Consider the following 14,532-nt stretch of genomic DNA (forward strand, 5'->3'; position numbering starts at 1 on the left):
TGAATCTTTCAAGGTTATTTCACTGTTCAGTTATCAAAGTTCTTTGTTTCGTTGCCGCTTAGCAACTTTTATATCTTATCAGATGTTTAAGTGCTTGTCAACAACTTTTTTAACTTTTTTCAAAGCTATTTGTTTTTGTTGTATCACTCACGCGACAGCTTGTATATATTATCATAAGCACTTGCGCTTGTCAACAACTTTTTTCTTTTATTTTCAACTTTATTTCTCAGCCCTGTTTTTAGAGCAAAAAAATAACGGAGAAAGAGGGATTTGAACCCTCGCGCCGCGCGAACGACCTACACCCTTAGCAGGGGCGCCTCTTCAGCCTCTTGAGTATTTCTCCATATTTTTTTATAAAATTGATGCGCCGTAACGCTTTATCTACTATACAAGACCTTTGCCTTTTTGTCAATAGCTTTTTTTAACTTTTTTGAGAATCCTGCAACTTCTTCTATTACATACTTTTACTACGAATTTTGCGACCAACTTTTAATCATATTGAAAACCTTATGTTTCACATAAACGCTCCTTCAAAAAAGTGTTCCGCTTCGTAACAGTCACATTCCTGACCGCATAGGACAATGCCTTTCTGGTTCCTACTATTACCAGAACCTTTTTTGCACGGGTGATGCCGGTGTAAATCAGATTTCGCTGCAACATCACATAGTGGTTCATCAAAACAGGCATTACCACGATCGGGTATTCCGATCCCTGCGCTTTATGAATGGTTGTGGCATAAGCATGCACCAGTTCATCCAGCTCCGATGCTTCATATTCTATGATATGCTGGTCAAAATTTACTTTCAGCATCCGTTCCTGCAGATCCACTGACTCCACGGTTCCAATATCCCCGTTGAAAATCTCTTTTTCATAGTTATTGCGAATCTGCATGACCTTATCCCCGGCACGGAACAGATATCCGCCCCGGCGCAGACCGTCTCCCTGAGGATTCAACGCTTCCTGCAAAGCCAGATTCAAATTTGCCGCTCCGACAATACCTTTCTGCATTGGTGTCAGCACCTGAATATGATTCCACGGTGTTTTGTAATAGCGCGGAAGGTTATTTTTTACCAGTCGGACGATCTCCTGAACTGCTTCCTCCGGGTCTTCTTTTTCTATATAGAAGAAATCCGTATTTTTGCCATTGGAAATATCCGGGAATTTGCCTTCATTGATGGCATGTGCATTCATGATGATCCTGCTGCTCTGTGCCTGTCTGAAAATCCGGGTCAGACGAACCACCGGAAACACACCGGAATCAATAATGTCGCGCAATACATTACCTGCGCCAACAGATGGGAGCTGATCGATATCCCCCACCAGTATCAGACGCATTCCCTCCGGAATTGCTTTGAGCAGCGCGTTCATCAGTATCATGTCAATCATAGAACACTCATCAATGATCAGCACATCTCCCTCCAGCGGGTTATCCTCATTTTTCTGATATCCTTCCGGCGGTTTGCACTCCAACAGACGATGGATTGTCTTTGCCTCTAATCCGGTTGCTTCTGTCATACGCTTAGCGGCACGACCTGTCGGTGCTGCCAGCAGGATTTTTAATCCAAACGAACGGTAAGCGGCGATAATCCCCTGCGTTGTCGTGGTTTTTCCGGTTCCAGGTCCTCCCGTCAATACCATAACTTTGGAAACAGCTGCTTTTCTAATGGCATCCGCCTGAATCTCATCATATTCCATGTGTACTTTTTCCTGAATTTTACTAACATCAATGGACAGGCTTTCGTTTCCTGTCTTCTGCCGTGCATCCATCAGTGCATGCCAGAGCCGGTCTGCTGCCGGTGCCTGCGCCAGACGTTTTAATTTGCCTGCCACACCTGCTTCCGCATAATAAAATGCCGGCAGATATATAGCTTTCATTTCTGCCTGATCTGTGTTATAGTCTACCGTTTCACAGATCAGATCTTTGTCCATGATCATTTGATCCAGAGTCATTACGATGCTGGATTCTTCCGCTTCCAGTAATTCTGCTGCCTTCGCGATCAGCTGCTCCTGATATGCAAACACATGCCCCTCGTCCGCCAGATTGCTCAGTGTATACATAATACCGCTGCGTAATCGGACGTAAGCCTCCTTTGCAAAACCAAGCTTCTGTGCAATTCCATCTGCTGTCTTAAATCCAATGCCCCAGATATCATCTGCCATCTGAAAAGGATTTTCTTTCATTTTATCCAGACTTTCATTTCCGTACTGACGGTAAATTTTTGCTGCAAAAGAGGTACTGACGCCATGATCCTGCAAAAAAAGCATAACATTTTTAATCTCTTTCTGCCGTTCCCAACTATCCCGGATCATTTTTATCCGCTTCTTCCCAATACCATCCACTTCCTGCAGCCGTGAAATATCTGTCTCAATGACTTCCAGCGTCTCCGTTCCAAACTGCGCCACGATCTTTTTCGCGTATTTCGGACCAACACCTTTGATCAGACCGGAACCAAGATATTTTTCAATGCCAAACACGGTAGCCGGAAGTGTTTCTTCCCAGCTCTCTGCCGCAAACTGTCTTCCGTAACGACTGTCCACTTTCCAATTTCCATAAATCAGAAGTACAGATCCAACATTCACATCCAGCAGACTTCCGATGACTGTCACAAGTTCTTTGTAACTTTTTACTGCACATTTAAGGACTGTATAGCCATTTTCCGGATTCTGATAGGTAATGCGTTCTACTACTCCGCGGATTTTTACCGTAAAATGCTGTGGACGCTGCTGCACTTCTACGCCTTCCGACTGTGCGTTTTCGTTCTGCGTCTGATTACGATTACTATGTGCGGGATTATTTAACGAATTTACTGCCATCTGATCTGCGTTTGCACTTGTACCTGCATTCGCTGTTTCTGCTGCCTTTTTTCTTGCTTCCTCCAAACGCTTCTGATGTGCCTCACGCATTTCCGCCACCATGCACTCATACACTTTCTGGTTCATGTAACAGTCATTCAGCGCACGATGCGCACCTTCCGATGAAATACCATAATACTCCGCCAGATCCACCAGACGATGATGATCCATCTTCGGTAAATGTTTTCGCGCCACCTGCAACGTATCCACATAATTGTTCTGCGGAATTTCGCCAAAATACTGCTCGGCGTCACGCCAGATGAACTTCATGTCAAACCGTGCAATGTTATGTCCCACCAGAACAAGACCTTCCGCAAAATCCAGAAACTCTGCCAGAACATGCGAAAACGCCGGTGCCTCCGCAACCATCGCATTTGTAATTCCATTCACTTTCGTCGCTCCAAATGGAATCTTGCGGCCCGGGTTCACCAGCGTATTAAATTCATCCACTACTTCGCCACCTTTAACCTTCAGCGCTGAAATCTCAATCACTTCATCATAGTTCGGTGAGATTCCAGTCGTCTCAAGGTCAAAGATGACATAGTCTGGTGTGTATTTATTGATCAGAGTTCCTTTCTGTGTGGACATGAGTATCACTACTTTCTATTCATTCTTTTTCGTATCTTATCATATCCCATTTTAAAGTACAATCATCAATAGTTTTTCTCAGTCTGAGTTAAAAAATTTACTCATATCTCAGTGCATCAATAACTTCCATTTTTGCTGCTTTCTTCGCCGGATAAGATCCGAAGAACACACCGATCAACATAGAGAAGCATACCGAAAGCACAATCGCTAATACAGACGGATGTACATTCATGATAATATAACCTGCATAATCGCTGTAGTAGCTGTTGATGACAAGCATTGCCACTTTTCCGAGAATGAATCCGAACAGGATTCCGATCAAAATTCCAATGATTCCACCAACAAGGCAAAGTACCACAGACTCAATCAGAAACTGCTGCTTGATGGCCTTATTTTTTGCACCCAATGCTTTTCGGATACCGATTTCTTTGGTTCGCTCGGTGATGGACACCAGCATAATATTCATAACGCCGACACCACCAACAATCAGAGAAATAGCCGCGATAAAGGAAATGGCCACGGTTACTACATTAATAACCGTATTAATAACGCCCATATCCGAAGACATATTGTATGTTGTGACCTGCCATTTTTCATTTTTTGCATATTTGTCTGCAAAAAAGCTCTGTATATCTGTTTCTGCCTGATTTTGATCCGCACCTGTTTTTAAAAGAACACTTATATATGTATATCCATTGGTCGCTTCACTATGATTTAATTTATTTGCAGTTGTAGCAGGGATATACATGGTAGTGCTGCGGTCTTTTTCCGGAATCGTCGTATCCTGTTTACCGAAAATAGCAGCATTATATTCATACACACCTACTACTGTAAATTCATAAGAATAACCATCACTTCCACTGTAAATGATCTGCTGTCCGATAGGATCTTCACTGCCGAAATAATAGGATGCCATCGTATCGGATACAACACATACACGCTTCTCCTTTTTCATATCCTGCTTTGTCAGATTACGTCCACGAAGAATATTAATTTTCATGTACTCCAGTTCTTCTTTTGTCGTTCCTGTTGCGTCCACATTCGCATATTTATCACTGTTTTTGTAAATCTGACCGCTGCCAAGATAAGCTGAAATACCAAAACCTGCGATCTCGTCCGGGTATGTTTCCTGTAATTCATCCAGCATATCCTGCGTAATATAATCATCTGCTGTCATCTCCGGATATTCCCAGTTTGACCAGTCCGCATCATCCTCCGGATAAATAGCATCCACACTGGCGCTGATACTGTTTCCACCAAGGGAGTTTAATGTAGCATTCAACGTTGATTTGATAGATGTTCCAATGGTCGTGATCGTGATAACCGCAGAAATACCGATGATGATTCCAAGCATGGTCAGCAGGGAACGCATTTTATTGGAAAGAAGGTTCTGAAAGGCTTCTTTGATATTCTCTATCAGCATATCATTCCCTCCTCTCCGATTTCTGGCTTATTGCATCCATCATTCATCTTGTGATGACCTGACAAATCACAGCCTTTTTCTGTTTTTTTGCTGTCGGATACGATCATACCATCATTTAATGTGACAATTCGCTCGGTCTCTGCTGCCAGTTCCTTTGAATGAGTGATCAGTACGACTGTTTTTCCCTGTTCTTCATGGAGTTTGTGAAAAATATCCATGATCATATGACCGGTCTGGGAATCCAGTGCACCGGTCGGCTCATCTGCAAGGATAATGGAAGGATCATTGATCATCGCCCTGGCAATAGCAATTCGCTGTTTCTGTCCACCGGACAGCTCATTCGGACGGTGTGTGGCACGATCTGCCATTCCCACCAGTTCCAGCATCTGCATACCGATTTCCTTTGCATTTTTCGGACGATGCTCACTGTACATCAAAGGCAGGGTTACATTTTTTAAGGCATTAGCTCTGGGAATCAGATTAAAATTCTGAAATACAAACCCTATTTTTTTATTCCGCATGACACTTCGCACGGTATCATCCATGCTATTGACATCCTCTCCTTCCAGAAAATAATTACCGGAAGTCTGACGATCCAGAATCCCCATAATATTCATCAGCGTACTTTTTCCGGAACCGGATTCTCCTACGATGGAAACAAACTCGCCACGTTTTACGTCCAGATTGATACCATGAAGAATTTCCAGTTCGTTTGGCTGACCGATATAATATGTTTTTACGATCTGTTCCATGCGGATCATAATTTCATTTGACATGTATAAAAACCTCCATGATTAATCCGCAGTTACTTCAGAACTTACACTTGTAGAACCGTCACCTGTATTTTCATTTCCACTCTCATCACTGCCAATTTCTCCAGTAAAGGTATCTCCTTCGGAAATAGAGTAATCCATGATGACATAGTCGCCTGCTTTCAGATCTCCACCGGTCACTTCGGTATAATAGTTAATCTCATCGCCTACTGTGACATTTTTCTTTACAGCTGTATAAGTTCCGTCACCGTTATCTTCGGCACAAAGTACATAATCTTTGTTATTTTCATCCTGCTGCACCAGATCATATGGAACAGCCAACACATTTTGACGGTCTGTCAGGACAACTTTTGCCTTGGCACTCATGCCACTGATCAGATCACAGTGATCCAGTTTGATCTGTACGGAAAAGCCACCTGTATTGGCTGCTCCGGAAGTCTCCTTTCCGGTTTGTTCCGTCGTCGGCTGGGAAGCATTATATACTTTTACTACTTTAATAATCTCGCCATTGATTTTCTGATCATCCAACGCATCAGAAGTAATGATTGCTTTCATACCTTCCTGCAATTTCAGAATATCTTTTTCTGTTACACTTGCATTCACGATCATATCAGTATTATTTTCTACTGTTACTAATGTAGCATTTGCTGTATTTACATCACCGACAGAAACATTGACTGCAGTAACAATACCTGCACTTTTACTTGTGATCGTACAATCGTCCAGTTGTTTTCTCAACTGATCCAGCTGCGTCTGTGTATCACTGTTATCAGTCTGGTTATATTTTGCAGACTCAATACTGCTCTGGGCAGAATAAATCGCATCATCGGTGGAGGATTTTACGCTCGTATAATTATTTTTTGCTTCTTTGCGGGCACTGTCTGCAGACGTAAGATCACTTTTTGCACTGGAAAGCTGATCCTGAAGATTGGAAAGTTTTTCCTGAAGTTCTGCCTTAGTATCTTCATCGGATGCCGCATTTACTTGATCTGATACAGATTTAATCTGGTTATTTAATGAATTTACAGTATTTTGTGCTGCTGTATACGCAGCTTCTGCACTGTTGATACTGTCATTTGCCTGTGCCAGTTGATTTTTCTGATCTTCTTTGGCACGCTCAAGGGCGCGCTGATTCTGATTGCTTTCATTCTGCTTTAATGCAGCTGCATTTGACAGAGATTTTTCCAGCACATCAATCTGTTTCTGAATAGAATCTTTATCCAGAGTTGCTATCACATCGCCTTCTTTTACAACATCTCCAACCTGAACATTTACAGTTTTGATCTCAGTCGCAGCTGTAGAAGAATAATTGATCTTCGTCTCACCACTTACCGTTCCTGTCAGAGATATAAAATCGGACAGGTCACGTTTATCTACTTTTTCCAACTGTACAATCTTGGTCGCTTCTGCTACACTGTTTAACTTTCGTTTGGCTACGCCAACCAGCACAATGATTGCTGCTACAATGATAACCAGCACAATCACCAGTTTTTTGTGTTTAAATTTTTTTTCACCGTCAGTCCTCCTGTGTTTACCTAATGTAAGTGATGCTATTATATAAGATAAAACCTTGTAAAAAATGTATGAATTTCTTAATTTTTTATAAAAAGAAATCAGAGCCTCCTTCTGCGACTGGAGGTTGCAGAAGGAGGCTCTGATTTCGTCTTAATAATATTAAATTTTAAATAGATTTAATCAACAACCGCGAATTCTTTGATGGCAGTTTCATACAGATTATTTCCCTCAGAGTCTACAACTACGATAACCGGGAAATCCTCGACTTCAATCTTGCGGATTGCCTCTGCACCAAGGTCCTCGTAGCATACAATCTCAGATTTTTTGATGCATTTTGAAAGCAATGCACCTGCTCCGCCGATAGCTGCAAAGTAAACAGCTTTGTTTCGGATGACTGCATCAATGACTTCTTTGGTACGCTTTCCTTTTCCAATCATGGCTTTTTCCCCCAGATCCAGCAGACGCGGAGCATATTTATCCATACGGCTTGCGGTAGTTGGACCTGCGGAACCGATCGGGCGTCCTTCTCTTGCCGGGGATGGTCCCATGTAATAAATGGTACAGTTTTTGATTTCGATAGGAAGTTCTTTTCCTTCATCCAGTACTTCCATCATACGTTTGTGTGCAGCATCTCTGGCTACATAAAGTGTACCTGTGATATAAACGTAATCGCCTGCTTTTAAATCAGCGGTAATTTCTTCTGTAATTGGTGTATGTATATGTTTATCCATAATGATTTCCTCCTGGTATTCAATCAATTTTCTGGTCATTCATGTTCCTAGAATTTTCCCGGAAGTCATAAATATTATCTATATTCCTGTAAATTTCCCGCATTTAACTTAAATCTACAGTTCTCTTACTGCATGTCTGTTGACATGGCAACAGATATTGATTGCCACAGGAAGTCCTGCGATATGGGTCGGATAAGTATTGATGTTGACTGCCAGCGCTGTGGTTGTGCCGCCAAGTCCCCCCGGTCCAATACCAAGATGATTGATCTTTGTCAGCATTTCTTCTTCCATTTCTTTGACATATGGAATGTCGGAATGTTCATTTACCGGTCTGGTCAGCGCCTGTTTTGCAAGCAGGGCACATTTTTCAAAAGTTCCACCGATACCTACGCCCACAACCATTGGCGGACAGGCATTTGGACCTGCATCTTTGACTGCCGCCAGAATCGCATTTTTTACACCTTCGATACCGTCTGCCGGTTTCAGCATAAAAATGCGGCTCATATTTTCACTGCCGAACCCTTTCGGTGCAATAGTAATTTTTACTTTATCACCCGGAACAATTTTTGTATGCAGAATTGCCGGTGTATTATCTTTTGTATTTTCACGGATCAGCGGATCTTTTACCACGGATTTTCTCAGATATCCATCCACATAACCACGACGTACTCCTTCATTGACCGCTTCCTCAAAATCGCCGCCCACAAAATGTACGTCCTGTCCGATTTCCATAAAAATAACGGCCATTCCCGTATCCTGACAGATTGGAATCATCTCTTTGTCCGCAATTTCCAGATTTTCCTGAAGCTGATTCAGGATTTTTTTTCCAAGCTCTGATTTTTCTGTCTCAACGGCCTGTTTCATGCATGCATCCATATCCGGTGACAGATAATGGTTCGCCTGTATACACATCTCGCTGATGTTATCGGTTAATTCTTTTACGTTAATTTCTCTGATCATTTTTTCACTCCCTACATTTTTCTGTAAGCTATTTTAACAATAAGATTATAATCAAAAATGTATGTCATTCTTCTGCACATTTTTGTAATCCTGTAAAAAAGAAAACCATCCACTTCCTCTGATGTTTTCCCATAGATACGTTTATCATAGCTCAAACAAAAAGAAATGTGAATGGTTTTCTAATTATATTATTTAGAAATCATGCTTATAATCAAGACGTAGATATAGAAAAGCTCCCCCCTGACAGGTCTTCCCGCTCCAGCGGCATGCTCATACAACGTGGGCCTCCCCGACCTCTGGAAAGCTCCGAACTTGCCATTTCCAGCACCTCAATGCCATGCTGACGTAAAATCTCATTGGTCACATAATTTCGATCATATACAACAACTTTTCCCGGCTCAATACAAAGAGTATTGGAACCATCGTTCCACTGTTCACGCTCAGAAGCAATCCGGTCTTTTCCACCGCATTTGATCAACGTCACTTTATCCAATTCCAGATATTTTGCAAGAATATCCGAAAGCATCGCATCGGACTCCGTTACTTTCAGCTGTCCTTTCCGATCTCCCGGTTTGATTTCAAAAATACGCAGCGTCTGCATGATACCCGGATGAATCGTAAATTTATCATAATCCACCTGCGTGCATACTGTGTCCAGATGCATAAATGCACGTACAGCCGGAATATCCAATGCGATAATCGTTTCAATCTCTGACGCTTTATCCACGAAAATATTCTGTGCCAGAAGTTCAATGGCTTCCGGAGTGGTACGCTGTGAAATTCCAATGGCGATCACTTTATTGCTCAGGTTCAGGATATCTCCGCCTTCAATAGAAAAATCCATATCCCGATCATAGTAAAACGGTACTTTTCCTGCAAAATCCGGATTATATTTTAAAATATATTTTCCGTAAAGTGTTTCCCGTCTTCTGGTTCGTGAATACATCCGGTTCAGACTGACACCGTTTCCTATGCAGGCAAAAGGATCTCTGGTAAAATAAAGGTTCGGGATCGGATCAAGTAAAAACTGACTTTCTTTTTTCACCAGGCTTACCAGCGGGCAGCTCATTTTTACATTCAATTCAGAAGCCCGGATTCCCGACATGGTCTTTAACACCAGTTCCTTTTCATCTGAAATTTTCATCAGATAGTCGTACAACTGGTCACGGACTTTCGCTGCCGAAGCACCGCCCTCTGCAATAAATTCACGAACAAACTGCTCCTTTTTCTCCGGATTTTTCAGTACATCTGCGGTCAGATCTTCCAGATATACCACTTCCACTCCCTGTCCCCGCATGATTTCTGCAAACATATCGTGTTCGATTTTTGCGGTTTTCAAGTACGGAATATCATCAAATAAAAGCCTCTCCAGATCTTCCGGAACCAGATGTTCCAGCTCCTGACCGGGTCTGTGGAGCATAACTTTTTTCAGTTTTCCAATTTCGCTTTTTACATGGATTGCCATTTTACGGCGTCCTCCTTCTCCCGTTCATTCATAACGTACATTTTATCCCAAAATATAATTTTTTTCACTCTTTTTTATAAAATATTTCACATGCATACAGACCGACAGGACTAATGTACACAGTTCCGAGGAAGGAATCGCGATCCACGCACCGTTCAAGCCCAGTACGTGCGGCAACACAAGTAAAAATAAAACGGTAAAAAGCAATGTCCTGCAAAAAGAAATCAGCGCAGATACTTTTCCATTAGACAGAGCGGTAAAAAATCCGGAAGATGCAATATTAACCCCACTGAACAGAAAATTTATCGCAAAAATCTGAAATCCTACAGAGGCCAGTTCCCAGGTTCCAGGATCCTTTGTAAATATCGAAACGATTGGTTTTGCCAGAAATGCAGCGATCACAGTGATCACAACAGATGATGCAATTACAAAAATAAAAGTTGTCTTATATATACGCTTCAGCTGAGCTTTATTTTGTGCACCATACTGAAAACCGACAATCGGAGCAATTCCAACAGCGAATCCAAGATGAAAGGAATTAAATAAAAATTCTCCATACAAAATGATCGTGATGGCAGCCACACCATTTGCACCGGCCAGCCGCATCATAACTGAATTAAATAAAAACGTGATAATAGCTGCTGCCAGCTGAGATACCATTTCGGAAGAGCCATTATAGCATGCATGAAAAAAATCTCCAACTTTCACACGAAACCGTGTAAAACAAAGTCCCTTTTTATTTGTGAAAAAGAAAATCAATCCCGCAATTGCCGGTATCGACTGACCAAGTCCGGTTGCCAGCGCTGCACCGCTGATTCCCAGATGGCAATGCACGATCATTACATAATCCAGCACTGCATTTAAAACTCCTGCTAAAATGATCAGAACCAGTCCCAGTGTCGGACGCTCTGCAGTTACCAGATAACACTGAAACAAAGACTGTAACATACAAGCCGGAGCAAAAAATGCAAGAATCATCAGATAGTTTCTGCAATATGGCAGTAATTCATCGGTAGAACCAAGCAGATAGCAGATCTGATCCAGAAAAATCAGCGTGATCAGCATAATCACCACACTGACAATTAAAGTAATGACCACAAACATGGTAAGCCTTTCTTTGGCTTCTTTCTTTTTTCCTTCTCCCAGATATTTACTGATGATAGCATTTCCACCAGTCGCAAGCATCGTTGCAATTGCGATCATAATATTTACAACCGGGTACACAATATTAGTTGCAGATAATGCATTACTTCCAACAAAACGTGATACAAACATTCCATCAATGATCGTATACAACGACATAAACATCATCATAATGATGGATGGTGCCGCAAATCGCAACAATTTCAAAGGAGTAAACTCTTGGTTCAAAGACATACTCATAAAAACACCTGCTTTCTAATTACTATCTAATTACTATCCAATTACTTTCTACTGATTATGATAATTCTATCTGTCACCAACAGTGATCCTGAGAAGAATATGACAGTTCGAGAATGCTCTTTTTAATCATTTCGTTCTTGACATCTGTCAGCATACAGTATAGGGTAACCCTATAGTCAAGCAGATTTTTACACTATATTTTTTTTACAAAACAGGAGCATTTAAATTATATGGAACGCAAAGATTATCTGACTACCGGAGAACTGGCCCAACTGATGGGAATTACCAAACATACACTTTTTCACTATGATGATATCGGTCTGTTTCAACCAGAATACATTAATGAAAACGGTTACCGCTTCTATTCCATTGATCAGATTGAGATTCTAAACACCATTCTGGTTTTGCGTGATCTGGACATGCCTTTAAAGGAAATCCAAACTTATCTATCACAGCGAAGCCCGGAACTTTTTCAACAAATTTTTCTTGAAAGAGAAAGTCAGATTACACAACAGATAAAAAAACTGCAGACTATGAAAAAATGGATGCAACAGCAGAGAAAGAAGATAAAAATTGCCGAAAAAACCGATTTTTCCACAATTGAAATAAATACCTATCCACAATATTATTACCTTTATAAAGAAGCAGATCCGTCTTCCACTCAGTCATTTTCAAAAAAACTCAATGAATTAATTACGCTGCTGCAAAAGAATAATCCCTATCTGGATTACGATATTGCTTATTTTCAATATGGAAAAAATGTAGAGCACGGCATTTACGATGCCTACGACAACGTTGCACTGCTCATGCATCAGAAACCCTCGATCAAAAACTGCCAGATACTTCCTCCCGGAAAATATCTGACAGCCTATCACATCGGTCACTGGAGTACGATTGGTGAGACTTACGAGCGAATACGAAATTATAAAAAGGAGCATAACCTTAGAACCAGCGATCTGTACATCGAATATGACGTGGTAAATAGTTTTATTGAAAAAAATACCGATGACTTTGTAACCCAGATTGAAGTTGAAATTATACAATAAGGATAACTCAGACATAACTCTGCTCTACTTTAATCACACAGCGATAGCGCGGATTCCATTCTGTCACACGTTTTTGCAGATAGGATGAAATCTCACTGTCGCTGATCTTAAATCCAGCCGGTTTTACACAGTCAAAAATTACATTACCGGACTCATTTCCCGGAACCAGACGAACTTCGTGGATAGAAAGTCTCTCATCAAACTCCTTTGCAGCCTTGCTGACAAAAGCTCTGATTTCTGCCACTTCCGCATTTTCCTCAACGATCGGATCATAGTGAATTGTCAGAATCATATGCTCCTGTTCCTGAAAATCACGCTCGATCTCATCCATGACCTCATGTGCCTCAATGACAGGTGTTTCTGCCGGAAATTCCACATGCACCGTGGCAAACAGATTTCCCGGGCCGTAATCATGGATCATCAGATCATGCACTCCGATTACTCCCGGATATGACTGAATTTTCTCCGTAATATGATTGACAAATTCTGCTGCCGGTACTTTTCCAAGCAGCGGACTTAACGTTTCTTTGATCAGTCCAATACCACTGTACAAAATAAATACAGCCACACCGATACCGGCAATACCATCAATAATATTTAACCCTGTCACCTTACATAAAATAGTTGCAACTACAACAGCTGACGTAGAAATCACATCATTTCGACTGTCTGCCGCCGTCGCGATCAGTGTATCGGATTCGATTCTCATACCAATTTTCTTATTAAAAATACTCATCCACAGTTTTACACAAATGGAAATAAGAAGTACTACGATCATCAGCACATTGCAATCCACTTCTGACGGATGAATGACTTTCAAAATACTTTCTTTTGCCAGTGACAAGCCGATAGCCACGATAATGACACAGACCACAAGTCCCGCCAGATACTCATACCGCGCATGACCATACGGATGCTCCTCATCTGCTTTTTTTGATCCCAGTTTAAATCCAAGCAGACTGACAATATTGCTGGACGCATCACTTAAGTTATTTACCGCATCTGCTGCAATTGCGATGGATCCGAATAACGTTCCGATAATATATTTTCCAGCAAACAGCAGTACATTACATAAAATACCTACAATTCCTGCCAGATTTCCATAGGCCAGTCGAACCTTTGTATCTTTCGTGTCCTTACTGTTTTTCACAAAAAGTTTCACCAATAACTCAGTCATAATTTTTCACACTCCCTTTTTCAAGAATACTCTTAGCATTCTTTCTGCAAATCTACACTCCGTTAGGGACAGCGCCAATCCAGAGTCCATATTATTTCAGTTATTCCTGTCCTACCTTTTTTTCAGTCTGCTTACCTTTCTTTCATATTTCTTACAAAAGATACGCATTTCTAACTTCCCGTATACTAAGAAAAGCACCTCAGATGCTGCTCTGAGATGCTTCGTATTTCTATTCGTTTTTATGACAGTAAAAAAGTCATCCAATCGGATGACTTACAATGCGCCTTCAGGGGTCCACGAGATCCGGTGGATCTCGGATTTGGACCGACCGGAGCGAAGCGAAGACCGAACCCTGGACAAATAGATTAAGAGTCTACTGCTCTACCAGCTGAGCTAAAGGCGCATACGTCTTTAACGCAAGTGCTATTATAACGGATATAAAACTAAAATGCAAGTATTTTTGGAAAAAAGTTGTTATTTATGATACGATAGTTACAGTTCACACGCGCCATTCGCAAAAGAGCTCGCTTGCGAGCGATACTTCTTGAACTTTGTTCAAGAAGGTGCCGGCTACTACTTTTGCTCATAAAAAGGCGCTCCCTTCATCACTATGTATCC

General features: G+C 41.5%; 11 protein-coding genes and 1 tRNA gene. 2 read left to right on the forward strand and 10 right to left on the reverse strand.

Annotated features, from left to right (window positions below; all coding sequences use genetic code 11):
- A partial coding sequence (locus tag LG34_RS16960) for a hypothetical protein (protein WP_207657031.1) occupies positions 1-274 on the forward strand: 274 nt, incomplete at its 5' end.
- Here the strand turns inward: LG34_RS16960 and LG34_RS12230 are convergent.
- The 9 genes from LG34_RS12230 to LG34_RS12270 form a co-directional block, all read right to left on the reverse strand.
- Positions 256-343 (reverse strand) — tRNA-Ser (locus LG34_RS12230). The two genes, LG34_RS16960 and LG34_RS12230, sit on opposite strands and share 19 nt — an antisense overlap.
- Before the next feature lie 164 nt (positions 344-507).
- Positions 508-3,441, reverse strand: coding sequence for an SF1B family DNA helicase RecD2 (gene recD2 / locus LG34_RS12235; RefSeq protein ID WP_109216320.1), 2,934 nt, complete (start codon positions 3,439-3,441; stop codon positions 508-510).
- A gap of 97 nt (positions 3,442-3,538) precedes the next feature.
- Complete coding sequence (locus tag LG34_RS12240) at positions 3,539-4,864, reverse strand: ABC transporter permease (RefSeq protein ID WP_109216321.1); 1,326 nt, start codon at positions 4,862-4,864, stop codon at positions 3,539-3,541.
- Entirely contained in the window at positions 4,858-5,640 is a 783-nt protein-coding gene (locus LG34_RS12245) for an ABC transporter ATP-binding protein (protein WP_278286491.1), read from the reverse strand. Before LG34_RS12245 ends, LG34_RS12240 begins: the two co-directional genes overlap by 7 nt.
- 18 nt (positions 5,641-5,658) lie before the next feature.
- Positions 5,659-7,116, reverse strand: a complete 1,458-nt coding sequence (locus LG34_RS12250; protein WP_146190227.1) for an efflux RND transporter periplasmic adaptor subunit — start codon at positions 7,114-7,116, stop codon at positions 5,659-5,661.
- Positions 7,117-7,328: 212 nt separating this feature from the next.
- Positions 7,329-7,883, reverse strand: a complete 555-nt coding sequence (locus LG34_RS12255) for a Fe-S-containing hydro-lyase (protein ID WP_109216329.1) — start codon at positions 7,881-7,883, stop codon at positions 7,329-7,331.
- A 114-nt stretch (positions 7,884-7,997) separates the two neighbouring features.
- A complete protein-coding gene (locus LG34_RS12260) occupies positions 7,998-8,840 on the reverse strand; it encodes a fumarate hydratase (RefSeq protein WP_431602614.1) in 843 nt (280 codons plus the stop codon).
- 214 nt (positions 8,841-9,054) lie between these two features.
- A complete protein-coding gene (gene arcA / locus LG34_RS12265) occupies positions 9,055-10,308 on the reverse strand; it encodes an arginine deiminase (protein ID WP_109216324.1) in 1,254 nt (417 codons plus the stop codon).
- 42 nt (positions 10,309-10,350) lie between these two features.
- On the reverse strand, positions 10,351-11,691 hold the full coding sequence (locus tag LG34_RS12270) for an MATE family efflux transporter (protein ID WP_109216325.1): 1,341 nt from the start codon (positions 11,689-11,691) through the stop codon (positions 10,351-10,353).
- 230 nt (positions 11,692-11,921) lie between these two features.
- On the opposite strand from LG34_RS12270, the gene LG34_RS12275 reads away from it, so the two are divergent.
- Positions 11,922-12,737, forward strand: coding sequence for a MerR family transcriptional regulator (locus LG34_RS12275; RefSeq protein ID WP_109216326.1), 816 nt, complete (start codon positions 11,922-11,924; stop codon positions 12,735-12,737).
- A 7-nt stretch (positions 12,738-12,744) separates the two neighbouring features.
- Here the strand turns inward: LG34_RS12275 and LG34_RS12280 are convergent, their stop codons facing one another.
- Entirely contained in the window at positions 12,745-13,914 is a 1,170-nt protein-coding gene (locus LG34_RS12280; protein WP_109216327.1) for a cation diffusion facilitator family transporter, read from the reverse strand.
- Between the last annotated feature and the right edge of the window lie 618 nt (positions 13,915-14,532).

Origin of the sequence: Eubacterium ramulus, from assembly GCF_003122485.1 — a bacterium.
Lineage (GTDB): Bacteria > Bacillota > Clostridia > Lachnospirales > Lachnospiraceae > Eubacterium_I > Eubacterium_I ramulus_A.